We start from the raw sequence: 24,540 nt of genomic DNA, 5'->3' as shown, positions 1-24,540 counted from the left end.
AAGCCGCGCATGCGGCTCAGCGCACCTCACGGCGTCAGCAGCTCGACCGAAGGGAAACACTGCCGGTACGTGCGTGGATCTCGTGTCAGGATCGGCCAGCCTTCCACCGCGGCGTGGGCGCCAACGAAGAAATCGGCGAGGACGCTGTTGCGCTGGCCGCCCTTTCGGCGATACGCGACGAACGCCTTCCCCGCGAGAAACAGCGCCGGCCTGGGAAGCTCGCGCAGATCGACACCGAATCCGCTGACCGCCTCGTCGAGCGCCTCGACCGTCGAGAATGTCAGCGACAATTCGGCATAGATGACGGGATTGATCGCAAGACGATGCACCTGCGACTGCCGGCGCAGCATGTCGATGGACCAATCCGCCCACTGCGGATCGTCTTCCAGCACGTCGATCAGGACGTTGGCGTCGACAAGCAGCATCAGTCGTCGCCACGCAGCAAGGCCATCAGGTCGTCCGTGCGCCACTTTACGTCGGCCTTGCCGCGCATGCGTTCGAAGCGATCATTCTCGCCGGGCAGTGTCCCGGGGCGTGTCAATACCACCTCGCCCTCGCGGTTGATGCGGAATTCGATCGCGCAGCCGGGCTCGAGGTGCAGCGCATCGCGGATGTGCTTGGGGATCGTCACCTGCCCCTTGCTCGTCAGTGTGGTGTGCATGTCGAACTTCCCTCCAACGTGCGTTTCTTACACGCTCACAAAGCGTAATACCCTGATCGGCTAGCCGCAAGCGTCAAGCGTGCCTGCGACCGCCCGCTCGGGTAGACTCCCGCCTTTTCCGCCCCACCGAACACCCCAGCGAGGTACCCGCAGTGGCCCAATACGTCATGTCGATGCTACGCGTGAGCAAGACCGTTCCGCCCAAGCGTCAGATCATCAAGGACATCTCCCTCTCCTTCTTCCCCGGCGCCAAGATCGGCCTGCTCGGCCTCAACGGCTCGGGCAAGTCCACCGTGCTGCGCATCATGGCCGGCGTGGACAAGGAGTACGACGGCGAGGTGCAGTGGCTCGCCGGCCAGCGCATCGGCTACCTGCCGCAGGAACCGGAGCTCGATCCCGCCAAGACGGTAAAGGACGAGGTCGAGGCCGGCCTGGGCGAGATCATGGAGGCACGCCAGAAGCTCGACGAGATCTACGCCGCCTACGCCGAACCGGATGCCGACTTCGACAAGCTCGCCGAGGAGCAGGCGAAGTACGAGAACATCCTGGCCACCGCGGGCAGCGACGTCGAGACTCAGATGGAGATCGCCGCCGACGCCCTGCGCCTGCCGCCCTGGGACGCCGTCATCGGCAATCTGTCCGGCGGCGAGAAGCGCCGCGTCGCGCTGTGCAAGCTGCTGCTGTCCAAGCCCGACATGCTGCTGCTCGACGAACCGACCAACCACCTCGACGCCGAATCGGTCGAGTGGCTCGAGCAGTTCCTGACCCGCTTCCCCGGCACGGTGGTGGCCGTCACCCACGACCGTTACTTCCTCGACAACGCCGCCGAGTGGATCCTCGAGCTCGACCGCGGCCACGGCATCCCGTGGAAGGGCAACTACTCGTCCTGGCTGGAGCAGAAGGGCGAGCGCCTGGCGCAGGAGTCCAAGCAGGAAGCCGCGCACCAGAAGGCGATGAAGACCGAACTGGAGTGGGCGCGCTCCAACCCCAAGGCGCGCCAGGCCAAGTCCAAGGCGCGCCTGGCCCGCTACGAGGAGATGGCCAGCGTCGAATACCAGCGCCGCAACGAGACCCAGGAGATCTTCATCCCGCCTGGCGAGCGCCTGGGCGACAAGGTCATCGAGTTCCACAACGTCAGCAAGGCCTTCGGCGACAAGCTGCTGATGGACAACGTCAGCTTCAGCATCCCGCCGGGCGCCATCGTCGGCATCATCGGCCCCAACGGCGCCGGTAAGTCTACGCTGTTCAAGATGATCGAAGGCCGCGACAAGCCGGATTCAGGCACGGTCGAGATCGGCCAGACGGTGAAGATCGCCGCGGTCGACCAGACCCGCGAGGGCCTGGCCAACGACAAGACGGTGTTCGAGGCGATCTCGGACGGCGCGGACGTCCTCACCGTCGGCCGCTTCGAAATGCCCAGCCGCGCCTACATCGGCCGCTTCAACTTCAAGGGCGGCGACCAGCAGAAGATCGTCGGCAACCTGTCCGGTGGCGAACGCGGACGCCTGCACCTGGCCAAGACCCTGATCGAGGGCGGCAACGTGCTGCTGCTCGACGAACCGTCCAACGACCTCGACGTGGAGACCCTGCGCGCACTCGAAGACGCGCTGCTGGAGTTCGCCGGCTGCGCGCTGGTGATCTCGCACGACCGCTGGTTCCTCGACCGCATCTGCACGCACATCCTGGCGGCGGAAGGCGATTCGCAATGGACCTTCTTCGCCGGCAACTACCACGAGTACGAAGAGGACAAGAAGAAGCGCCTGGGCGAGGAAGGCGCCAAGCCCAAGCGGATCCGCTACAAGCCGATCGCGCGCTGAACGACCCGCAATCCGGCGCCCCACTGGGCCCGCTGCAGCGATGCAGCGGGCCTTTTGCGTTCACGGCCCGCCACAGCGCCGGACACGACCGCCCAGGTAACGCAATTTGCATATTGACTATGCATTTTTCATTTGCCATCATCATTTCGTCTTATCCACCGACGGAGCGATCATGGCGGCATACCTGCAGCAAAATCGGCAGCACGGTCAGGGCATGACCGAGTACATCGTCATCGTGGCGCTGATCGCGGTGGCGGCGATCGCGGTGTATCAGTATTTCGGCCAGACGGTGCGTAACCAGACCGCGGCCATCGCCAAGGAGATCGCCGGCAGCGACGGCACCGCCCAGAAGACGGCGGCGCAGACCGCGGCGGGCACGGCATCCACCCAGGCCAATACCGCGCGCACCCTGGACAACTACACCGGCAACGCCGGGCGCTGATCGCCGCCGACGCACGACCGCGGATGCCCACACCCAGCCACGCCCCCCACCGCCGCGCCGGCCGCGCCCTTGCTGGCCGGCTACGCACTGCCGCCGCGCGCCGGGCAGCTGCGGGGGCCTGCACGGGTCAGGCCCTCGTCCTCGGCCTGTTCTTCGTGTTTGCCAGTGCCGGCGTGCTGCTGCTGATGTTCAACACCGGGCGCAGCGTGGACGAGAAGCTGCGCATCACCAACGCCGCCGACGCCGCAGCCTGGAGCGTCGCCACGCTGGAGGCGCGCGCCCTCAACTACGACGCCTACGCCAACCGTGCGATCGTGGCCAACCAGGTGGCGATTGCGCAGGCAGTCAGCCTGGTGTCCTGGATGCACTACTTCGAGCACGGTGTGAACAACGCGGGCACGCTCGCCAGCGTGGCCTCGAGCTGGATCTACCACCCGGCGGAATACCCCCGCCTGGCGCAGTTGCTCGGCACCCTCACCGGCTCCGCCTACCTCAATGTGTGGGCGGGCGGCTCGCTGCGCGCCATCGTGAACAATCTCGACCTCGCCCTCGGCACCGTCGTCACGATGCACGACGCGGTGTCGGTCGCGCTCGCCGCCTCGCAGTCTTTGATGCACGCCAGCCTGGCCACCGGGCTGGCGCAGGGCGAGCTCGCCAACGCGCTGGTGCAGCGCATCGACCCGGCGATGCGCGCCTTGATCAACCCTGCCAGCCACGACTTTCGCAACTTCACACAGGCGCTCGGGCGCAGCGGCCCCGCCGGCGATGCCCGTGGGCGACTGGCCGAGGTCGTGCTGCGCTCGCGCGACGACTTCACCCGCGAACGGGTGTGGTCGATCCGCGGCCCCAACTTGGCGCCGCTGCAGCGCAACGTCGAGCTCAAGCGCCGCGGCGGTACCGAGCTCATCGGCTACGACGAGTGGCGCGCGCTGGACACGCTGGAACACCAGGGCCAGCGCATGCGGCGCTGGCGTTGGCGCTGGCGGCGCACCCCGATCGCCGCCGGTGCGGCAAGCGCGGCCGCCCAGGCGGCATCGAGTGATGCGCGCGGTCATCACGGCGGCAGCTATCGCGACAACGCCACCACCGCCTACTGGCTGGCCGAACCGGCCATGCAGCGGCTCGACACGGTCGGCGCTCGTTTCAGCGGCCTGCCCGCAACGCGCGAGCTGCGCGAACTTTCGCCGCATGCCAGCCCCCTCAGTGGCGTCACCTTGCGCGTGGCCAAGCCCCGCGCTGCCCTGCGAATCTCGGGCGGCAGCAGCGTCGTGCAACCGGGCGCGCGCCTGCAGCAGTTCAACGCGCCCGCACCGGGCGGCGAGATGGCGGCGCTGTCCCGCGCCGAGGTCTTCTTCGCGCCGCCGCAAGCACGCCGCGACGGCAAGACCGAGCGCCCCAGCCTCTACAGCCCCTACTGGCAGGCGCGTCTGACCAGCCCGACTGTGGCCGATCGCGGCTGGGCGGCCGCCCAGCAAGACGGACTCACGCTGCCATGAACTCGTCCCAGGCCCGCCGCCCCGCTCCCTGGCACCGCTGCCAGGGCCAGTCCGTCGTCGAGTTCCTCGTGCTGGCGATGGTACTGGTGCCCTTGTTCCTGACCCTGCCCCTGCTCGGCAAGTACCTCGACCTCGCTCACACGACCGAGCAGGCCGCCCGTTATGCGGCCTTCGAGACTACCGTGTCCGGGCCCGCCGTGCCGACCAGGACCGACGCCATGCTGGCGGCCGAACTCAGGCAGCGCTTCTTCAGCACGTCCGCTGCACCGATCCGGACCGGTTCCTCCGCGAGCGACACGCCCGCCCATCGAAACCCCTTGTGGTCGGACCATCGCGGCCAGCCCCTCATCGACCGCTTCGCCGAGCAGATCGGCGTCCGCCTCGAGCGACGCAACAACGCTGCCCCGGCGAGCGCGCCGCTTGCCGGGGCAGCGGGCTTCGAGCTGCCCACCGAAACCGAATACACGGCGCGCGTCAGCGTCACGCCGCGCGACATCGCCGGCCTGCCGGGCTTCGACAGCCTCGGCCTGCAGATCTCGCGCCATCAGGTCGTGCTGAGCGGGCCCTGGTCCGCGCGCAACGCGGACGAAGTGGCGCGCCGAATCGAGCAGGGTGGCGCCCTGCTTCATCCGATTGCGCCGCTGAAACTGATCGGTGACACGGTGGGCACCGTGCTGCCGCAACTGATGCTCGACGACACAATCGATGTCGGCACGGTCCGGGCCGACATCGTCCCCTGCGATCGCCTCCTGGAGGGCTGCTGAGCATGCACACGATTCTGCGCACACTGCGCTCGAGCGCCGCACCCAACGTTCGGCCGATCGCCGGCAGCGGCCATGCGGCGATGCGCCCGCCACTGGCCGAGGTGCTGCGGGTCACGACCGTCGTCGCCGCACTGTGCGGTGGCCTGCTGTGGGCGGCGAAGGCCGGTGCCGGGGCCTTCCCGCCGGAGACGCTGCCGGTCATCGACGGCGCACGCCTGACCCCGGCGGCCGAGCTCATCCGCATCAAGGGCGTACCGACGCGGATCCGGCAATTCGAGGTCGAGGCCTCGCTCGCCAGCGCACGCGCCTTCTATCGCGCGGCGCTCGGCCAGCCGATCGTCGAGACGCGGGTGGCGGCGTGGACCGTCCTCGCGCGCAAGCAAGACCAGCAGCTCCATGTCGTGCGCCTGCGCGACACCGGTGACGGCCGGGTGGAGGGCACGCTGTCGGAATCCGACCTGTCGGTCGCCGTCGCTGCGCAGGATCAGCCGCTCGGCCTACGCCTGCCGGCCGGCAGTCAGCTCAGCACCGACGTCGAGATGCACGATGAGGGACGCAGCGCCCGCTTCCTGGCCTGGCACAGCGAGCAGTCGTCGGCACACAACCAGGCCCATCTGCAAGCCGAACTCGAGGCCCGCGGCTACCGCCTCGAGCGCCGGCTGCCGCTGGCCGAACCGACGCTGCGCGGCAGCAGCCTGTGGTTCGCCGCCGAGGCGCGCGAGGCCGTGGCCACCGTGGTCGAGCACGGCGCGGGCGTGACCGTGACGCTGAACCTCGTCACCTTCCTGCCGGCCGCGACCCGATGACGCCCACCGTCTCCCGCCATGGCGCCCGTGCCACAACCGTTTCCCGCGGCCAGTCGATGGTCGAGTACCTCGTCGTGCTGGCCGTGGTGGCCGGGGTGTTCGCACTCCCCGTCGGCGGCGACCAGCCTCTGCTGCTGCAATTCGCCGACGCCATCGGCGAAGGCTTTGCCCGCTTCCTGACTGCAATCTCGCTCCCGCTCTGATCCGATCATGGCCTTTCGTCCCTCCCGCAACCTGGTGATCCTCGGCGTCGCCGGGGTCTTCGGCCTGGCTGCCGCCTGGCTCGCCGCGCGCTACCTGGATGAGCGCGTGGCCGAGCTCGAGCTTCACCATCAACAACCCACCGCGCGCGCCGTCGTACCCAAGATCGACCTGCCTGCCGGCAGCCTCATCACCCACGACACGGTGGCGGTGCGCGAAGTGCCGGTCGACTGGCTGCATTCGTCCGCGATCACGCCCGAGCAGTTCGAGCGTGCAGCGGGCTCGGTGCTTGCCTACCCGGCGCGCAGCGGCGAGCCCCTCGTCTGGCCCCAGCTGGAAGGCCGCCGCAGCGCGGGCTTCGCCGCACGCGTCACGCCGGGCCGGCGTGCCGCCACCCTCCCGGTCGACGAGATCAGCTCGATGTCCGGCATGCTCGAGCCGGGCGACGTGATCGACCTCCTCGTCACCGTGCAGCGCGATTCGCACAACCTCACGGTGCCGCTGCTGCAAGGCGTGAGCGTGCTCGCGACCGGAGCGAGGCTGCAGCCGGGAGGCAGCGACCCGCAGGCGCGCAGCTTCGGCACCATCACCCTCGACCTCGACCCCGAGCAGGCGGCACAGGTGGTGGCTGCGCGCACCGTGGGCAAGCTCACCGCCTTGCTGCGGGCACCCGGCGACCGCAGCCCCGCGCCCCTCGTGCGCACCGACGCCCTCGCCCTGCTCGGCCTCGCCACCCCGCCGCCGCCCGCCAGCCGGGCCGTCCCGGTGATCTACGGCGGCAGCCACAACCCCTTGCTCGAAGTCGGTGGGCTTCCACCACCCGCGGCTTCGGTGGCGACCGACTGAACGCGGCGCCACCTGCTGACCCAGTCGCCTCCCCACTCGCGCCCGAGGTGCTGCGATCAAGCCATCAAGCAAAGCCCCTGAACCAAGCCCGCCAATCACGTCTTCCAATCTCCCCGCTGCGCCCTCGTCGCGCTCACCTGCCCATGCCCATCGCCTTCCGACCCTCACGCCTCGCGGCCGCGCTCGTCGTCCTCCTCGCTACCACGCTGAGCACGCCGGCGCAGGCCGCGCGCGACGCCGCCCAGAGCGCTGGCAGGGCTGACGCCGCCGCCCTGCCGCCGCTGACCGAGATCCAGATGTTCGCCGGCGAGACCCGCGTGCTGCCGCAGCGCAACGCCGGCCGCCTGGCGGTGGGCGACGGCAAGGTGGTGTCGGCGGCGGTGCTCGACGAGCGCGAGATCCTGCTCATTGCCAACGGCGCGGGCGACACCATGCTCCATGTGTGGACGAAGAGCGGCCACAACCACCGCATCAAGATCACCGTGCGCCAGACCGACACCGCCCGCATCGCGCGCGACCTGCAGGCCTTCCTTGGCGACATGCCGAAGGTCAGCACGCGCAGCATCGGCGACAACATCGTCATCGAGGGTGAAGGTCTGTCCGATGCCGACCGTGACAAGGTGGCCGAGTTGGCCCGCCGCTTTCCACAGGTCATCGACTTCACCAGCCGCGTCGGGCTGGACCGGATGTTCGCCTTCGATGTGCGCTTCGTCGAGATCAGCCGCAGCGGGCTACGCGACCTGGGCATCGACTGGACCACCCAGGGCAAGCCGCTGTTCGGCATCGGCGTGGTCGGCGACCTCTATCATGACAACCGTACCGGTGCGGCCGTGAGCCGCGTGCTCGGCAGCGGCGAGGCGCAGACCGAGGTCCTGATCGAGGCCGAGCGCGTCCGCCCCTTTGCCGCCAACGTCTCGCTCGTGGGCGCCTTCTTCGGGCGGCTGAACCTGCTCGCGCAAAAGGGCGACGCGGTCATCCTCGCCCAGCCGCGGCTGGCCGCGCGCAACCGCGGCGAAGCGAGCTTTCTTGCCGGCGGCGAGATCCCCATCCCGGTCGCCTCGGCCACCGGCACGCCGAGCGTGATGTTCAAGGAATACGGCATCCGCCTGAACATCGTCGAGCCGGTGGCCGATGCCGAGGGCACGATTCGCGCGCGGGTGAAGACCGAGGTCAGCGCGCTCGACCGCAGCGTGGCCGCGCTCGGCGTGCCCGGTCTGATGTCGCGCCGCACCGAGACCGAGTTCAACCTGCGCCACGGCGAGACCCTGGTGCTGTCGGGCGTGATCCAGCGCGAGCAGCAGAACGACGAGAACGCGGTACCGCATCTGGGCGAGATCCCGGTGCTCGGCCGCCTGTTCAAGTCCGCCCGCTTCAACAGCCGCGAGAGCGAGCTGGTGGTCTTCATCACCCCCTGGCTGATGAACCCGGGCGAAGGCCTGCTCGACCCGCGCGCGCAGGCCCTGGAAGAGCGCGCCGAACGCGAGCTTGCGCCACCCAACGCCAAGCCACCCGTCGAGCGCATCGCGCCGGCCGATGACGCCTTCTGGAACCAGCTCTACGGCGGCAACTGAGGAGACAGCCCATGTTCCACCAGGCCTTGCGCCAACGCATCCACGAGCGCCTGCTCGACACCATCGACCTGCGCCGGCGCGATCTCAACCGCATGTCGGACGATGAGCTGCGCAGCGAGACCGCCGCGCTGATTCGCGAGATCATCGCCGCTGACCGCGAGCTGCCCGCCACCGTTGATCGCGACCGCCTGTGCAGCGAGGTGCTCGACGAGGCGATCGGGCTCGGCCCGCTCGAGGCCCTGCTCGCGGACGAGGCGGTGAGCGAGATCATGGTCAACCGCTTCGACGAGATCTTCGTCGAGCGTGGCGGCCGCCTCACGCTGCATCCCGCTGTGTTCACCAGCGACCGGGCGGTGCTCGGCGTCATCGAGCGCATCGTCGCGCCGCTCGGGCGACGCATCGACGAGTCCTCGCCGATGGTCGATGCCCGGCTCAAGGACGGCTCGCGGGTCAACGCCATCATCCCGCCGCTGGCACTGAAGGGGCCGACGCTCACCATCCGCAAGTTCGCCCGCCGCCAGCTCGAGGTGGACGACCTGGTGCGGCTGGGCAGCCTGTCGCAGGACATGGCGGACTTCCTGCGTATCTGCGTGGCGCAGCGGCGCAACATCATCGTCTCCGGTGGTACCGGGTCGGGCAAGACGACCTTCCTCAACCTGCTGTCGAACTTCATCCCCGACGGCGAACGCATCATCACCATCGAGGACGCCGCCGAGCTGCGCCTGCGCCACACTCACCTGGTGGCCCTCGAGGCGCGCCCGAACAACCTCGAGGGGCGTGGCGCGGTGAGCATCCGCGACCTCGTGCGCAATGCCCTGCGCATGCGCCCCGACCGCATCGTGGTCGGCGAATGCCGCGGCGGCGAGGCGCTCGACATGCTGCAGGCGATGAACACCGGCCACGAGGGCTCGCTCACCACGCTGCATGCCAACAGCCCGCGCGATGCCCTCGCGCGCCTCGAGACCCTGGTGCTGATGGCGGGCATGGACCTGCCCCTTGGCGCGATCCGCGAGCAGATCGCCAGCGCGGTCGACATCATCGTGCAGCAGACGCGCTTTGCCTGCGGCGCGCGCCGCATCACCCGCATCGCCGAAGTCACCGGCATGGAGGGCGGGCGCATCCAGTTGCAGGAGCTGTTCCGCTTCGAGCGGCGCAGTAGCGAGGCCGGTCACAGCCTGGGCCACTTCAGCGGCTGCGACGCCATCCCCGGCTTCTACGACGAACTGCGCAGCAACGGCCTGGGCGCCACGCTGGATCTGCGCATCTTCGACCGGGTGGCGGCATGAGCGCCGGGCCCAACCTGCCGACGCTGCTGGCGCCGCTGGGTTTCGGGCTCGCCGCCGCGCTGCTGGCCTGGGGCTCGATCGCCATCGCCAGTAAGGCGCTCGCCCGCTATCGGCAGCGCTTCACCGCCGATGCCCATGTGCGCCTGGACGAGCTCTTCCTGTTCATGGATCCGGCGCGGCTGTTCGCGCTCAATGTGGCTGCGGTCGCCGTTCTCGGCATCGGCCTGTGGCTCGCCAGCGGGCAGTTGGCGCTCGGGCTTGGCGCCGGCCTCGCCCTCGCGCTGCTGCCACGGTTTGTCTTCGGCTGGCTGCGCCGGCGACGACTGCAGGCGATCGAGCAGCAACTGCCCGATGCGCTGCAGGTCATCGCCGGCGGCCTGCGCGCAGGGGTCTCGTTGCCGCAGGCGCTGCAGCAGCTCATCCGCGAGGGCCGACCGCCGATCGCGCAGGAGTTCGACCTCATGCTGCGCGAGCATCGCCTCGGTCTGGCGCTGGACGAGGCACTGGAGCACCTCGCGCAGCGCGTCCCGCTGCAGGCGATCACGCTGGTGGTGGCCGCGATGCGCATCGCCAACGAGACCGGCGGCAGCCTGGCCGAGGCGCTCGAGCGCGCCGCGGCCACCCTCCGCAACCAGCTCGCGATGCAGGGCAAGATCGACGCGCTGACCGCCCAGGGCAAGCTGCAGGCGGTTGTCGTCGGCCTGCTGCCGCTCGGGCTGCTGCTGGTGCTCGAGCGCATGGAGCCGGAGGCGATGGCCCTGCTCTGGCATACACAGGCGGGCTGGGCGACGCTGGCCGTGATCGTGCTGCTCGAAGTGTCCGGCGTGCTGCTGATCCGCCGCATCGTGGCGATCGACGTATGAACGCAAGCAGCCTGCCCGCCCCCGCCGACACCGCGTCCATCATGTTGGTGGCCTTGCTCGCCGGCACCAGTGCGGCCGCGCTTGCTGCAGTGCTGGCGCACAGCCTCATCACGCTACCGCAGGAGGATCGCACCTGGCTGGATCGGCCGCCACGCTTCATGCATGCCTTGTGGTGGCCGACGCGCTGGATCGCACAGGCGGTCGATCCGCTGCTGCCGGCGCGCGGGCGCGAGCGCCTGCTGACGCGGCTGCGCCTGGCCGGGCTGGACTATGCGGTATCGCCCGCACAGCTGCTCGCGCACCGCATCGCGGTTGGCGGACTGGGTGCGCTGTTCGCCGCGCTTGTGGCCCATGGGTGGCAGGTGCCGGTCCTGGCGAGCGCGCTCGTCGGCGCGCTCGCCGGCAGCCTTCTGGCCTGGTCGTGGTTCAACGACCGCGCCCGCGCGCGCCGCCGACACCTGCTTAAGCAGTTGCCCTTCGTGCTCGACCTCATCACCCTGTGCATCGAGGCCGGGCTCAACCTCAATGGCGCCCTCCAGCAGGCGGTCGCCAAGGGGCCGGCCGGCCCGCTGCGTGATGAGCTGCAGCGGGTGCTGCGCGACGTGCGCGCCGGCAAGTCGCGCGCCGAGGCCCTGCGTCGCCTTGCCGTGCGCATCGACGAGACGGCCGTCACCAGCCTGGTGTCAGCCATCATCCAGGCCGAGAACATGGGCATGAGCCTCGGCCCGGTGCTGCGCGCCCAGGGCGAACAGCGCCGCGGCGAGCGCTTCGCCCGCGCTGAGAAGGCCGCGATGGAAGCCCCGGTGAAGATGCTGCTGCCGCTGATCGCCTTCATCTTCCCGTGCACCTTCCTGGTGCTCGGTTTTCCGATCGCGATGAAGTTCCTGGCGATGGGCCTGTGATGCTGCGCATCCGCCATGCCCGCCGCTTCTGGCAGCGCGCGCTCGGCCTGCTCGGCCGGCGTGCGCTGGCCGCCGACGAGGCGCTGCTGATCCAGCCTTGCAGCAGCATCCACACCTTCGGCATGCGCTTCGCGATCGATGCCGTGTTCCTTGACCGCAAGGGCTTCGTACTTGCTGTCCATCCTGCGCTGACGCCGTGGCGCACGGCGCGTTGCCGCGGTGCCCATGCGGTGCTGGAACTGGCGGCGGGCGGTGCAGCGCGAGCCGGCATCCGGCGCGGCCAGCGGCGCCCGGCGCTGCTCCGCAACACGCTGGGGAGCGAGCAGCCGTGAGAAGCCGACTGGTGCTCGGGCGGCACGGCTCGCACAGACCTCGGCAAGGCGGTGCCGGCCTGGTCGAGTTCGTGGTCATCGCCCCCACCCTGCTCGCCATGACGCTCGCCATGCTGCAGACCGGCCTCGCCTTCCACGCCCGCAGCAATCTCACCTATGCCAGCTTCGAAGCGGCCCGCGCCGGCACGCTCCGCCACGCCAACCCGGCGGCCATCCGCGACGCCTTCGCCCGCGCGATGACGCCCTACTATGGCGGAGGCCGTGACGCCACCCAGCTTGCGCGCGCCGCCGCCGCCGCGCGCGCCGATCTTGCGCAAGCCCTGCGCATCGAGATCCTGTCGCCGAGCCGGGAAAGCTTTGTCGACTACCACAGCCCAGCCGCGGCACAACAGCTTGGCACCACCGCACGGGTGATTCCGTCCGCCAATCTGGGCTATCTCAGCTGCCCGGCCGACCGCCCCGACTGCAACGCCAACCCCGCCAGCAACCGCTCGGGCCAGAGCCTGGCCGACGCCAACCTGCTCAAGCTGCGCATCACCTGGGGCCTGCCGCCTGCCAAGCAGGTCCCGCTGGCCGGGCGATTCTTCACCTGGGTCGTGCGCACGCTCGACCCCACCCACCCCGACCCCTTTCGCCGCAGCCTGCTGCAGGCCGGGCGCATCCCGCTCGTCACACAGGTGACCTTGCGCATGCAGTCGGACGCCGTGGAGAACGCTGCCGTGCGGTCGATGCCACGCAGCGGCAGCAGCGACGCGGGGCCCAATTCTGGGCCGGATTCAGGGCCTGATTCAGGGTCGGGTACGGGGCCGGGTGAAGGCCCCGCGCCGCCGCCCTTGCCCGACTGTCCGCTGTGGGATCCGCTATGCACCCCAGCCCCGTCCGACACCGCACCGCCCACTGCCCAACCCGGCCCCGATTCAGACGGTACGCCCCCGCCACGGGCGGGCGACTTCGATCCTGATTGCTAAAGCCGCCAACCCGGTAGCCAGCACCGTGCCCGACCGATCCTCTGTCTCCACGCCCCCAACCCACCCTCCAGGCCCTCTCTACGCCTCGGCCCGCGAACTCAGCTCTGCGTCCCTCACCACCGCCCCTTATCCGCCCATGCCCTCCCCCCCAGTCACGATGCGTGCAACCCTGGCCCCGCTGTTGCGCCGCCTGCTCACCCTGCCGTTGCTCGTACCGCTGCTGCTCCCTGCTGCAGGACCAGACGCAGCCCTGAGCGCGGCACTGGCCGGCGTGCAGACCGAGGGCTGCGGCATCAGCATGAGCTGCGCGCCGGACGAAGACAGCGAGCTTGCCTGGGATGCGGTTCCGCCAGCACCGCAACAGTGCGTCACCAACAACGCCGGCGACACCTGCGGCGCGCATGGCGGCCCCGCCAGCCAGGCCTCGGCCACCGGGCAGGACATCGGCGCCGGCAACCCGCTGAACCTGCTGTCGGGCAACAAGTACCAGCACGAGGCGGACATGCCCGCGCTGCCCGGCGTGCTGGGCCTCGAGCTCGTTCGTCACTACAACAGCCTGCGCGCCCATCGCGGCGAATCGCGGGGGCTGGGCGCGGGCTGGCGCCTGTCCTACGACACCGAGCTGCAGATCCGGCCCGACCGCCTCGTCGTGGTGCAGGCCGACGGCGCGCGCGTGATCTTCCCGCGTGACCCGGCGCAGCCGCAGCGCTGCGCCAGTACCGACCCGAGTCGCGGCGAGATCCGGATTCGCCCCCGCGCCGACGGCGCGGAATACGTCTGGCATTGGCCGCAAGGCCGGCGCCTGAGCTTCGATGCCGCCGGCCGCCTGGTGCAGATCCAGGCCCCCACGGGCGAATTCCTCAGCCTGCAACGCGACCACCACGGCCGCCTGCTGGAGATCTCCGATCCGCAAGGGCGCAGTCTGCACCTGCACTACCACCCGGCGGGCAGCGCTGTCACCGGCATCGCCCACATCGACAGCCCGGTGGGACGCTTTTCCTATGAACAGGGCTTTACCGGCAGTTCCCGCGCCGAAGCTGCGGGCGCACAGCCCGGGGCGGCGAGGGGCGCTGCGCGCAATCTGCTGCGGGTCGTCTACCCCGCCGTCGACGCCAGAAGCACGGCGGCTCAAGCACGCGCCTACCGCGAGTACCACTATGAGGACGCCCGCCACGGCGCCGCCCTCACAGGCATCACGCTCGCCAGCACGGCTGCGGACGGCACGCCGCGGCGCGAACGCCTCACCAGTTACGCCTACGACGACGCCGGCCGCGGCGTGCGCTCGGTGCATGGCCCGATGCCCGCCGAGGACGAGACCGGCATCGAAGACGTGCGCCTGGAGTTTCCCGCACGCGGTCGCAGCATACTCACTAACAGCCTCGGCCAGCGCACCACCTATCTCAGCGCGGTGATCGGTGGGCAGCGCCGCATCCTGGAAGCGCGCGGCCCCGGCTGCGCGCGCTGCGGCCCCACCGACGTGCGCTATCGCTACGCCCCCAACGGACGTCTGACGGCGGCCACCACGCTCGACGCCGAGGGCCGCCCGCGCCGCTCGGTCCAGCACCGCCTCGACGCCAACGGCCGCATCGTGGAAACACTCGAAGCCGACCTGTCCGCGCGCGTCCCGCGCCTGCTCGACCATGTCCGCTACGAGTACGCCGCTGACGCCAGCGCCATCGACGATGCCCACACCGATGGCAGGCCGCACGCAGCCGCTACGCCAAGGACGCATCCCACCGCGATCGTGCGCCCCAGCGTCGTCGTCGGCCGCGAGCACCGCATCAAGCTGCGTTACAACGAAGCGGGCCAGCTTGTCGAACTGCGCGAATCGGGCTTCAGCCCGGTCGATGCGAACGGCCGCCTTGCGGCCACGCCGATCGAGCGAAGCACCCGTTATCGGTACGCACGCATCAATGGCCGCAGCGTGCTCGCCGAGATCGACGGCCCACTCGAAAACGGCCCCGCACAAACGCCGGCCGACAGCGACATCACCCGCCTGCACTGGGACGCGCGCGGCAGCTTCGTGATCGCCCTCGAGCAGCCGGGCGACCGGCGCGCCGAGATCGAACCCGACCCGGCCACCGGACTGCCCCTGCGTGTGCGCAACGACGACGGCCACGAGACCCGCTGGCGTCACGACAGCGCGCTCAATCCCGTCGAATGGCGCAGCCGCGGGCCGGGCGAGCGCTCGGACCGGATCCATCAAGCCGAATACGATGCGCTCGGTCACCTCATCGAGCTGCGCACAGGCACGGTCGACGGATCACCGGTGCGCGCGCTGTGGCGCCGCGCCTACGACACCGCCGGTCGCCTGCAATGGCACGCCGATGCCCTCGGCATCGCGCGCCTGTTCACCCATGACAGCGAGAGCCGGCTGATCGACGCCACGCTGCGCAGCGCCAGCTTCGCCCGCCGCCGCACCTGGGATTACGACGGCGTCGGCCGTCTCGAGCGCATCGCCGACAACAACGGCTTCCAGCGCGCCTTGCGCTACGACGGCAGCGGGCGTCTGGTGAGTCTCACCGACAGCCACGGCCGCGAGCAGCTGCGGTCAGCGGGCCGCGACGCAATCGGGGCTGGCGCGGCGGTCCCCGTCCGCGGTCCGCGCACGCTGCACGACGACTTCGGCCGCCCGGTGTGGACCCACAGCCCCGATCACGGCGAGACCCTGCGCAGCTTCGACGCCGCCGACCGCATCAAGGCCATGCGCGACGCCGTCGGCCACCACGCCCGCTACGCCTACGATGCTCGCGGCCGCATCGTGCAGCAATCCGTCACCGACGCCCGCACCGGGCAGACACAAACGACACGCTGGCGCTACGACGGCGCGCGCCTGCTTGAAGTCGACCATCCGACCCAGCGCGAACGCTTCGACTACGATGCCGCCGGCCAGCGGCGAGCTCGCACCGTCACGCTGAAGGCGGCGCCCGGCGAACTGAGCACGATCACCCGCTACGAGTACGACGACCGCGACCGTCTCAGCGCCACCACCCTGCCCGACGGCAGCCGCCTGCACTACGTGCGCAACGGCCAGGGCCAGATCGTCGCGCTGCACCGCCAGCCCGTGCGCACGCCCTGGCTGCGCTGGCTCGGCCGCGAACAGATCATTGCTGCCGACTTCGAGCGCGACCTGTTCGGCCTGCGCAGCTATCGCAGCGGCAACGGCGTTCGCACACGCCTGCAGCGCAGTCGCAACGGGACGCTGCAGCGGGTGACGCACCACCTCGGCAAGGACACGCGTACCATCCGGCTTACCCTCCCAGGCGCGAGCCCCATGCGCCCGGGTCAGACCCTCGGCCAGCGCATCGAGGAACTGCTCGGCCTGCGCCCCGCCCATGCGGCCACGCTCGACACCTGGGCGGCGGAAGACGCGCTGCTCGATCACCGCTACGTGTGGGATGCGGAGGGCAATCTGTTGCACCAGCGCGAAGGTTCCAGGGTCCACCCGTCGGCGCCGCTGCAGCGCAGCCAGGCCTACGACCACCGTAACCAGCTCGTGGCTAGCGTCGAATGGAGCGAGACCGAGCGTGGCCTGCAGCAACGCGCGATGTGGCGCTATGCCTACGACGCCAGCCAGCGCCGTGTCCTCGCCCAGGAGGGGGTCGACAGCCAGCACGAGCTGCACGCGAAGGTCGAGCGCACCCGATTCGAGCCCGGCACCCACCGCGTCCTCAGCCGCGCCCTGGAGAACGCCGAGAGCGCAGACGGCGGATACACCCCCGATGCCGCTGCCACCTACAACGCCAACGGCCAGCCCGAACGCGAAGGAGCACGCGAATACCAGTGGGATGCCCTTGGCCGCCTCGCCGCCGTCACCGAACACGGTCGGCCGCTGGCCCGCTACACCTACGACCACCGCGGCCTGCGCATCACCCGCAGCCACATCGATGCGACCGACGGCATTGCCCGCACCACGCACACGGTCTACGACGACGCCCGCCAGCCACTCGCCGAACTCGACGCGGACGGCACCCTCACCCGCCAGTACCTCTGGCTCGCCGACCTCCCGCTCGCCGTCCTGGACCTGCCCACCCGCCCGGTGGAAGAAATCGGCGGCCTGCGCCGGATCATCGACGACCTCGGCCGTGCCGTGCAGAGCTGGTTCGCGCCGCATGCCGGCCTTGCATGGCTGCACACCAACCACCTCAACGCCCCCGAACTCGCCACCGACGGCGACGGCAAGCCCATCTGGCGCGCCCGCTACGCCCCCTTCGGCGCCGCCACCATCACCCCCTCCCCCGCCCGCCCTGGCTTCACCCTCGCCCTGCGCCTCCCCGGCCAGATCCACGACCCCGAAACAGGCCTGCACTACAACCGACAGCGCTACTACGACCCCGACCGCGGCCAATACCTCACCCCCGACCCCCTCGGCACGCCGGACGGGCCGAATCCTTATGCGTATGTGGCGTTCAACCCGCTGGGGTTTGTGGATCCGGATGGGCTCATCTTGTTTGCGTTTGATGGGACGGGGAATACGGACAATGAAGCAATACTCGCGGAGCTTGGCAGCGGCGTCTCTAACGTATGGGAGTTTCGCCAACTATACGCAGATGGCAATCGGCGATATGTCAGTGGGGTCGGTGTAAGACATTTCGATGACGATCACGGCGATATCAGCCTGCTATGGGGAAATGTGTCCACCCTAGACATGGCGGGAAATTTCACCGGGCCGGAACGTATCGACCGGATGCATCGCTACTTTGACGACGAGGCTGAGCTCTTCGGGGAAGACGATGGGGCGATGGATGTCGACATCATTGGTTTCAGCCGAGGAGCGGCGCAAGCTCGAGAGTTCGCCAACCGCATCGTAGGCGCCACCACGGATGGAATCTATCGCTACACCATCAACATAAATGGGAAGTTGATAGACCGATGCCAGCGCATCAATTTCCGCTTCATGGGGCTCTTCGACACGGTGTTGTCCACGAACCTGAGCGGCAGCAGTTACAGCCTTGCAGTTCCTGAAGAATTCGCCTACGTCGCACACGCCATAGCACTAAATGAGTATCGCGGGAGCGGGATCCGCCTCGTCCCCGGGGCGCAGGGCGCCTTTCCACTGGAGTCGATCCTGGCGAGTCCAGATGGTGAAAGCACCTCTTCGGGACATGTTCGCATCGAACGAGGCTTTGTCGGCTCACACGCCGATATCGGAGGCGGATTTCCCGGCGAACACAATCAGCTTGCCGAAGTCGCACTGAGGTGGATGGTCGAGCAAGCCAAGACCAGTGGGGTAAGGATGATCGATCAGCCAGCCAGTTCGGTGCCGGCCGGCGCCCATCTCCACGATAAAAGCAACAACCAGCATTGCCCCTCCGGGCCTGAATGTCACCCTGCCCTGGCCGAGGACCGCGAGGTACGCTACCTGAATGGTGACTCGACCGCTCAGAGAGAAATGACTTCAGCATCAGGGATGACTTACTCTGACACCGCAGCCTTCATCACCTATTTGCCGCCACCACCTGTCGACGGTCCGCACGTTATTGCCTCCAGGCCCGACGATATTGTTGGCACAGTCGATATGCATTCATACTTGGCTTGGTTGGGCGCGCATGGCTATACCCTCGGAAACCTTCACATAGATTGAGCCAGATGATTCAACGCAAACGCCTCGCCCTTACCGGGCTTATCGCAGCAATCGCTCTGTTCGTCGGGTTCAGGGTGAAAGCACGCTCCGATCAAACAGCGTTGAACGAATACAGGGAAATGCGGGGCAAGTATGGACTGACCCTCGTCGTTGACTCGGTACCCGACGCCGAGATGTTCGGGGTCGAATTCTTTGCTGGTCAGCGCGAAGCCCCCTTTTATGCGTCCTCCGTGGTTACGCAACGCAACCGCGAAATCATGGCTTTCCCAGGCGGACGCAGCTTGCCGATGACGGTCCGCGTGATGTGGCGAAAGGAGCACCACAGCTTCCGCAAGGAAGGCCGCATCCGCTACGCCGGCGAAGTCGCTGGTGATTACGTCGTCCCGGTCGCTGCCCGGATTCCTGACCCGGTCTTCGAAGAACTCCGCGCTCGTGGCGGGAACCTGAGACTGAAGTTTCGACTAAAGCCCGACGGCGTGCTATTCGGGTGGGACATCGAGCGCGCCCCGGCGGAGATGCGCAACTATTCGAAGGAAGAAATCCGCAGCCGGCGGCTCTACTTTCCATCCGAGTACCACATGGTGGGCGGCGACTTTCTCGACACCCGCTACTGAATGAGCAGCTGTGACACGGCCCCGCGCAATAGCCCGCTCAGCCACGCTCCCGCCGCATTTCCTGCATCTGCACGATCAGCATCGCCAGGCGCCCGCGCAGCAGCTGGCGGCGCTCGCTGCCGTCCCCCAGCTCCGCAATCTGCGCCCGCAGCGCGGCGATCTCCCTGCGCAAGGCGATCTCGGGCGGCGCGAAGCCGGCGTTGCGCAGGATCTTGTTGGCCATGCGCTGTTCGGGCGACACGAACAGCTCGTCATCGAACACCAGCGGCTTGCCGGCGCCGGGAAGGTTGTCGAGTTCTCCCCGGCGCAGGGCGTCAGCGATGCGTTGCTCGGCGAGGATGTCGAACAGCGAGGCCATGGGTGTCAGCTGCGCGCCGCGCGGGTCGATACCAGCACACCGCCCAGGATCAGCACGAAGGCGAGGCCGTGGTAGAGCTTGGGCCACTCGCCGATGACGGCGGCGGACAGGATGGCGGCGAACAGCGGAGTGAAGTTGTAGAAGATGGCGGCGGTTGCGGGACCGGCCTCGGACACGGCCGCGCCCCAGAAACGGTAGGCGAGGATGGAGGGTCCGATGGCGACGTAGAGGATCGCCGCGACCAGGCCCCAGGACCACTCGGCAGGCGCTGCCGGCGCGACGAAATCGCCCGCGGCGGCGGCGGCGACCGCCCACAGCACACCGAACACGCATTGCGCGACGAGGAACTCGGCCCAGTTCCAGGCCGGCCGCTGGTCGCCGCGCATGTGCGCGGGCGGACGGGCGAGCATCCAGCTGTAGGCGGTCCAGCCGATCATGGCGAGCAACATGAGCAGGTCGCCCTCGACGAACTCGATGCGCGCCAGCGCGCCGAGGTCGCCGCGCGACAGCACGAAGGCGACGCCCAGCAACGACATCAGCGCGCCCAGCACCTGCACCGGGCGCGGGATGACGCGGTAGAACAGGACGCCGATCAGCATCATCCACACCGGCGCACTGGAGGCGATGAGGGTCACGTTGATCGGCGTGCTGGTGCGCAGCGCCATGTACTGCAGCGCGTTGTAGGCGCCGACGCCGATCAGCCCGAGCACCGCAAGGTGAGCCCAGCGGGCGCGGATCTGCGCGCGCGCCTCGGGCGTGGCGACCGCGCGCCATCCGAGCGGCAGCAGGATCAAGAAGGCCACCATCCAGCGCAGGGCGTTGAGCCAGAGCGGTCCGATGCTGTCGATGGCGATGCGGCCGACGACGGCGTTGGTCGCCCACAGCATGGGCGGCAAGAGCAGGAATGAGACGAGTCGAGGGGTCAGCTGCATGGAGAGGACGTCCGCTTATTGTTATGTGCTGCGCGGGCGGACGATCGTCAATGCCGTCCGGCCCGCCCGGTGCCAGGCCAGTCGGCCGGCGCGAGGGCGAACTTATACGCGAAGGCGCTCCAGGATTCACCCCTGCAAAGGGCATGGATAAAGCCCGCGCGATCAGTCACCCAGCTCCCGCCGACCACGCTGACGCCACGCGCGAAGAGCGGATCGGGCAGGCAACCGGCGCTCGGACCGATCAGCACGATACGGCTGGCCCTGCGGCAATGCGCGAGCATGGCGTCGACGGTGTGGTTGAGCAGGATGGTGCTGGTCGCCAACACCTTGTTGCAGGTCTCGAGCGCGCCGGCATCGAGGGTGACGCGGTAGCCGTCGTAGTGGCCGGCGTAGTCGGGGTTGAGCTCGATCACGGTAAGCTGCGCGCCGGCGGCGGTGACCTGCTTGAGCAGTGGCGAGAACAGCCCGACCATGCCGATATGGTCGTCCGCCTGCGGCGCAATGCCGCCGATGGAGTCGGTCGCGCGCGGCGGGGTGAAGCCCATGCGGTCCATCACCGTGCGCGACAGCGCATTCGCCGCAGCAAAGCCGAGCGTGCGGCGCAGATCACGGTGCCCGGCGGCTGCCGCGCCAGTTGCGGGCACGGGCGCGGCAAATTCGCGCGCAAGTTGCAGCGCATCCATGCCGACGATGCCCTGCAGATCGTCCGCAGCGGCGAGCCGGGACAAGGTGTCGCCCAGCAGCACATACGAGATGCCGAGTGCGCCGTCGTCAAGTTCGAGCGCACAGAACTCGCCGTTCTTCGATGCGGCGGCCTCGGCCGGCGGCAGATGCAGCGCGCGCACGCGTGGGATGGGCTGGCCGGCGGTGACGCGTTCGAGTTGGGCAACAAGGTCGGCGGCAAAGCTCATGAGCGGGTCTCGTCCGGGGCAGTGGAAGGCTGCGCCGCCACGTCCGGCGCGCAACGGCGGCCCGCGCGCACGGCCGCCGCGGCGACCTCGGGGCTGACGCTGCGGGCACGGTTCTCGGGGTTGCGCAGCGCGCCGGGGAAGTAGCTGGCGGTCAGGCTACGGGAATGCACCGGCGAGCCGCCCGCCTCGGCGCCCTCGCCACGCGCCGGCTGTCCGTCGCCGGGCCGACCATAGCGGCGCCAGTCGCGTACCCAGTGGATGTGGTCGGTAATCTCGAGCAGGCCGATGGTCTCGCGGTCGCCGATCAGAATGCCCTGCACGCGCAGGCCCTGCTCGCGACGCACCACGTGCAGGCGTTCGGCCAGGGACGGCGTGGCACCGAATTCGCCATCGGAGGCGATGAGCAGGTCGGCGAGCTGCCATTCGGCTTCTTCCAGCCGGGCGATGGCACGCTCGAGCGGGCCGCAGATGTCCGTGCCGCCACCGAAACTCCTGCCGAGGAAGCGGGCGAGTTGTGCCACCCCGGGCGCATCGATGCCGAGCGCCATCTCCACCACCTCGTCCGGGCCGCCAAAGGCGAACACGAGGCAGGCGCGACCCTGCGCATGGGCGCAGCGTACCGCCTCCAGCACCACCGCCTTGGCCACCGCCTCGGCACCACCCTGCATCGAGCCGGAGGTGTCGACGCAAACCAGCATCGGCCCCATCTCGAGCCGCTTCGCCGGCGCCGGTCGCAGGCTGGGGCGCAGAACCGGCGCAGGGCGCAGGCATTCTTCCTGCAGGTGGTCGTCGTCCTCGTAGGCGAGCAGCGTGCGTTCGGCATGACGGGCGTGCCACACCAGGCGCAGTTGCGGGTGGCCGAGCAGCATGGCCTCGGCCGGCAGCATGCGCGCGACGCGGCCGGAACGGTGTACGCCGCGCGTCTCGCCCGGCAGCTCGGGCACCCGCAGGCGGCGCGCCGCGCTGCGCAACACGCTGGCGGGCTCGGTTACCGGCTGCACGGCCTGGCTCGATGCCGCCTCGTCCTCGGCCTGGCGGGCGCGGCCCAGGCTGCGGATGATGCGTGCGAGCTCGGGCAGGCGCTCGAGAAGCTTGCGGATGCGCACCACCTCGCGCCACTCGGTGCTGCGCAGCAGGCCGCGCAGGCTGTCCCAGCGCGTGTTCTTGAGCAGGTCGCCCAGGTCGCCGAAAGCTGCTATGAGCTCGTCCATCTCGCCACAGCGCTCGGCCCAGTCGGCGGCGAAGGCGTCCAGCGCCATGGCGTCCGCCTCGGCCGCGCTGGCGCCGCGGTCGCGGTAATCGACGATCAGGTCGAGGTGAAAGAGCAGACTCTGCAGCACCGTTTCGCTGAGCTCGGCGCGGTCGCGACAATAGCCCGCGAGCGCAAGCGCGGCCATGCGCGCGCGCAAGGCCGCTTCCAACTCGGCGGGTGGCCAGCACTCGCCCGAATCCGCGGTAGGCGGCTGCGCCTCGGGCAGTCCCCCGGCCAGCAGGGCCTGGCGCCAGGCGTCGAGCGCCTCGAGACGATCGACCAGCCGGCCATGCGCATGGGTCATCCCGCCCAGCCACAAGCCGCGCGGCAGGCGCTCGAGCACCCCAAGGGGGGCTTCGAGGGCCTCGAAGCGCTGAGCGACGACGGCTCGCGGGACGACCAGCGGGGGGAGCACGATGTCGCCCTCAGTCGAGCAAGGGCTCGTGCTCGACCGGCGCCGGTTCGGTGCCTTCGACGTCGAGTCGCGGCAAGGCCTCGAAGCCGGCCCGCGCCGCCCGCGCGCGATGCACGAGATCGACCAGGGCCTGCGTGGTGTGCGCCAGGCTCGCCTGCGCCGCCGCGATGAACGCGGGATCGGCCCAGATCGCCTGGGCGGCCCAGGCCTGCAAGGCGGCGCGCTCGGCGCAGAGCTCGGCCTGGTAGCCCGCGATGCGCTGCAGCAGGGCGTCGATCTGGTGCGTGCGCGCGGCGACATGGCGCCGTCCGTAGCGACGCTTGCGCGTATAGGTCATGCGCAGCGCGCCGGCACCGCCCTTGGCATCGCCAATTGCGCTGGCGAGTTCTCCGGCACGCTCATCGGCAAACGCGCCACCGCCCTGCAGCTCGCGATCCCCGCCGAATGCGTCCGCAAGGGCCTCGGCCTGACCAAGCGCGGAAAAGCGCAGCCTGCCCGATTCGTCGTAGTCGAGATCGTTGGCCTCGCGTTCAAGTTTCAACTGCGCCTCGAAGGCCTCCACCACCCGGCTCAGCCGCGGCGGCGCATAGGCCTCGCGCAAGCCCAGCCGGGCCGCCAGCCAGTCGGCGACGGCCTGCTGCGCCTCGGCCTCGGCCGCCACGCAGAAGGGCACCAGGCCTAGGTCCCAGGCCGCGACCGCCGCCCTGCCCTCGCTCGCCGCAGCCATCCGCAGCAGGCGGGCAATCTTCACCCAGCGCCGATCCGACACATAGCAGTGCTGCGCCGCCAGCCACGCCCGCAGTTCGGCAATCAACGCGAACACCGGCGGCGGCAGGCCAACGCCCACGGCCGCGCGGACCAGCGCGCCACGCGCCGCAGCCGAGAGCTGGTGCGCCTCGGCGATCACGGGTGGCGCGGCCTCGTCGGGCAAGGCCGCACCTGTCGCCGCATCCGCCTGCAGCAGGCTGCGAAAGCCATCCGCGCTGACCGGGCCAACGCTCAGCCGCAGCAGGAAGCGATCGAAGAAGGCCTCGGCGACCTCGTCCTCGGGCACCTGGTTGGTGGCACCGACCACGCTGATCAGCGGGCAGCGTTGCCGCCCGGCGCCGTTATCGAATTCGCGCTCGTTGAGCAGGGTGAGCAGCGCGTTGAGGATGGCGCTGTTGGCCTTGAACACCTCGTCGATGAAGGCGACCGCCGCATCAGGCAGGAAGCCGGCGGTGTGCCGCTCATAGCGGTCCTCCTCGAGCGCGCGGATCGACAGCGGGCCGAACAGTTCTTCGGGCACGGTGAAGCGGGTCAGCAGGCGCTCGAAGTAGCGCGCCTCGCGAAACGCGAGATGGATGCGCCGCGCCAGCGCGCTCTTTGCGGTCCCGGGCGGCCCGATCAGCAGGGTGTGCTCGCCGGCCAGCGCCGCCAGCAGGCTCAGGCGCAGTGCCTGTCGCCGTTCCACGAGGCCTGACCCGAGCGCCACGAGCAGGCGCTCGAGCTGCTCACGGTCGACGGCTGCGCCCTCCAT

At 69.5% G+C, this 24,540-nt stretch carries 22 protein-coding genes; 15 read left to right on the top strand and 7 right to left on the bottom strand.

Features of this window, described 5'->3' with window-relative positions:
* Window positions 1-26: 26 nt before the first annotated feature.
* Both ACMV5O_RS04940 and ACMV5O_RS04935 read right to left on the bottom strand, forming a co-directional pair.
* Window positions 27-425: a type II toxin-antitoxin system VapC family toxin gene (locus ACMV5O_RS04940; RefSeq protein WP_416162450.1), complete on the bottom strand. Its 399-nt coding sequence runs from the start codon at window positions 423-425 to the stop codon at window positions 27-29.
* Window positions 425-661, bottom strand: a complete 237-nt coding sequence (locus tag ACMV5O_RS04935; protein WP_416162449.1) for an AbrB/MazE/SpoVT family DNA-binding domain-containing protein — start codon at window positions 659-661, stop codon at window positions 425-427. Before ACMV5O_RS04935 ends, ACMV5O_RS04940 begins: the two co-directional genes overlap by 1 nt.
* Before the next feature lie 152 nt (window positions 662-813).
* On the opposite strand from ACMV5O_RS04935, the gene ettA reads away from it, so the two are divergent.
* The 15 genes from ettA to ACMV5O_RS04860 all read left to right on the top strand — a co-directional run bounded on the left by ettA (window position 814) and on the right by ACMV5O_RS04860 (window position 19,153).
* Complete coding sequence (gene ettA / locus ACMV5O_RS04930; protein ID WP_416162448.1) at window positions 814-2,478, top strand: energy-dependent translational throttle protein EttA; 1,665 nt, start codon at window positions 814-816, stop codon at window positions 2,476-2,478.
* A gap of 172 nt (window positions 2,479-2,650) precedes the next feature.
* A complete protein-coding gene (locus tag ACMV5O_RS04925; RefSeq protein ID WP_416162447.1) occupies window positions 2,651-2,920 on the top strand; it encodes a hypothetical protein in 270 nt (89 codons plus the stop codon).
* A 23-nt stretch (window positions 2,921-2,943) separates the two neighbouring features.
* Window positions 2,944-4,416 (top strand): pilus assembly protein TadG-related protein, encoded by a 1,473-nt coding sequence (locus tag ACMV5O_RS04920; protein ID WP_416162446.1) that lies wholly within the window; start codon window positions 2,944-2,946, stop codon window positions 4,414-4,416.
* Window positions 4,413-5,180, top strand: a complete 768-nt coding sequence (locus ACMV5O_RS04915) for a hypothetical protein (RefSeq protein WP_416162445.1) — start codon at window positions 4,413-4,415, stop codon at window positions 5,178-5,180. The genes ACMV5O_RS04920 and ACMV5O_RS04915 overlap by 4 nt, the downstream gene beginning before the upstream one ends.
* 2 nt (window positions 5,181-5,182) lie before the next feature.
* Window positions 5,183-5,986 carry a hypothetical protein gene (locus tag ACMV5O_RS04910; protein WP_416162444.1) on the top strand — a complete coding sequence of 268 codons (804 nt, stop codon included), beginning with the start codon at window positions 5,183-5,185 and terminating at the stop codon, window positions 5,984-5,986.
* The gene (locus ACMV5O_RS04905) at window positions 5,983-6,189 is read left to right on the top strand and encodes a hypothetical protein (RefSeq protein ID WP_416162443.1); all 207 of its coding nucleotides are present in this window, start codon (window positions 5,983-5,985) and stop codon (window positions 6,187-6,189) included. Before ACMV5O_RS04910 ends, ACMV5O_RS04905 begins: the two co-directional genes overlap by 4 nt.
* Window positions 6,190-6,196: 7 nt before the next feature.
* Window positions 6,197-7,033 (top strand): Flp pilus assembly protein CpaB, encoded by an 837-nt coding sequence (gene cpaB, locus ACMV5O_RS04900; RefSeq protein WP_416162442.1) that lies wholly within the window; start codon window positions 6,197-6,199, stop codon window positions 7,031-7,033.
* Between the two features lie 143 nt (window positions 7,034-7,176).
* Complete coding sequence (locus ACMV5O_RS04895; RefSeq protein ID WP_416162441.1) at window positions 7,177-8,604, top strand: type II and III secretion system protein family protein; 1,428 nt, start codon at window positions 7,177-7,179, stop codon at window positions 8,602-8,604.
* An 11-nt stretch (window positions 8,605-8,615) separates the two neighbouring features.
* Window positions 8,616-9,890 carry a CpaF family protein gene (locus tag ACMV5O_RS04890; RefSeq protein WP_416162440.1) on the top strand — a complete coding sequence of 425 codons (1,275 nt, stop codon included), beginning with the start codon at window positions 8,616-8,618 and terminating at the stop codon, window positions 9,888-9,890.
* Window positions 9,887-10,753, top strand: a complete 867-nt coding sequence (locus ACMV5O_RS04885) for a type II secretion system F family protein (protein WP_416162439.1) — start codon at window positions 9,887-9,889, stop codon at window positions 10,751-10,753. The genes ACMV5O_RS04890 and ACMV5O_RS04885 overlap by 4 nt, the downstream gene beginning before the upstream one ends.
* Window positions 10,750-11,655, top strand: a complete 906-nt coding sequence (locus ACMV5O_RS04880) for a type II secretion system F family protein (protein WP_416162438.1) — start codon at window positions 10,750-10,752, stop codon at window positions 11,653-11,655. Before ACMV5O_RS04885 ends, ACMV5O_RS04880 begins: the two co-directional genes overlap by 4 nt.
* A complete protein-coding gene (locus tag ACMV5O_RS04875) occupies window positions 11,655-11,987 on the top strand; it encodes a DUF192 domain-containing protein (RefSeq protein WP_416162437.1) in 333 nt (110 codons plus the stop codon). Before ACMV5O_RS04880 ends, ACMV5O_RS04875 begins: the two co-directional genes overlap by 1 nt.
* Window positions 11,984-12,955 (top strand): TadE family protein, encoded by a 972-nt coding sequence (locus ACMV5O_RS04870; RefSeq protein ID WP_416162436.1) that lies wholly within the window; start codon window positions 11,984-11,986, stop codon window positions 12,953-12,955. Before ACMV5O_RS04875 ends, ACMV5O_RS04870 begins: the two co-directional genes overlap by 4 nt.
* Window positions 12,956-13,091: 136 nt before the next feature.
* Window positions 13,092-18,539 (top strand): RHS repeat-associated core domain-containing protein, encoded by a 5,448-nt coding sequence (locus tag ACMV5O_RS04865; RefSeq protein ID WP_416162563.1) that lies wholly within the window; start codon window positions 13,092-13,094, stop codon window positions 18,537-18,539.
* Entirely contained in the window at window positions 18,536-19,153 is a 618-nt protein-coding gene (locus tag ACMV5O_RS04860) for a hypothetical protein (protein ID WP_416162435.1), read from the top strand. Before ACMV5O_RS04865 ends, ACMV5O_RS04860 begins: the two co-directional genes overlap by 4 nt.
* Before the next feature lie 37 nt (window positions 19,154-19,190).
* Here the strand turns inward: ACMV5O_RS04860 and ACMV5O_RS04855 are convergent, their stop codons facing one another.
* The 5 genes from ACMV5O_RS04855 to ACMV5O_RS04835 are packed head-to-tail and all read right to left on the bottom strand — an operon-like array spanning window position 19,191 to window position 24,540.
* A complete protein-coding gene (locus ACMV5O_RS04855; RefSeq protein ID WP_416162434.1) occupies window positions 19,191-19,511 on the bottom strand; it encodes a DUF1992 domain-containing protein in 321 nt (106 codons plus the stop codon).
* A 5-nt stretch (window positions 19,512-19,516) separates the two neighbouring features.
* Window positions 19,517-20,443 (bottom strand): DMT family transporter, encoded by a 927-nt coding sequence (locus ACMV5O_RS04850; RefSeq protein WP_416162433.1) that lies wholly within the window; start codon window positions 20,441-20,443, stop codon window positions 19,517-19,519.
* A gap of 47 nt (window positions 20,444-20,490) precedes the next feature.
* Window positions 20,491-21,354 (bottom strand): Rossmann-like domain-containing protein, encoded by an 864-nt coding sequence (locus tag ACMV5O_RS04845; protein ID WP_416162432.1) that lies wholly within the window; start codon window positions 21,352-21,354, stop codon window positions 20,491-20,493.
* Window positions 21,351-23,021 (bottom strand): VWA domain-containing protein, encoded by a 1,671-nt coding sequence (locus ACMV5O_RS04840; protein ID WP_416162431.1) that lies wholly within the window; start codon window positions 23,019-23,021, stop codon window positions 21,351-21,353. Before ACMV5O_RS04840 ends, ACMV5O_RS04845 begins: the two co-directional genes overlap by 4 nt.
* A 10-nt stretch (window positions 23,022-23,031) precedes the next feature.
* Window positions 23,032-24,540, bottom strand: a complete 1,509-nt coding sequence (locus ACMV5O_RS04835) for an AAA family ATPase (RefSeq protein WP_416162430.1) — start codon at window positions 24,538-24,540, stop codon at window positions 23,032-23,034.

This window comes from Thauera sp. WH-1 (genome assembly GCF_047806685.1).
In the GTDB taxonomy this organism is placed as follows: domain Bacteria; phylum Pseudomonadota; class Gammaproteobacteria; order Burkholderiales; family Rhodocyclaceae; genus Thauera.
The sequence above is the reverse complement of the archived record's forward strand: the minus strand, read 5'-3'. Positions and strand labels throughout refer to the sequence as shown.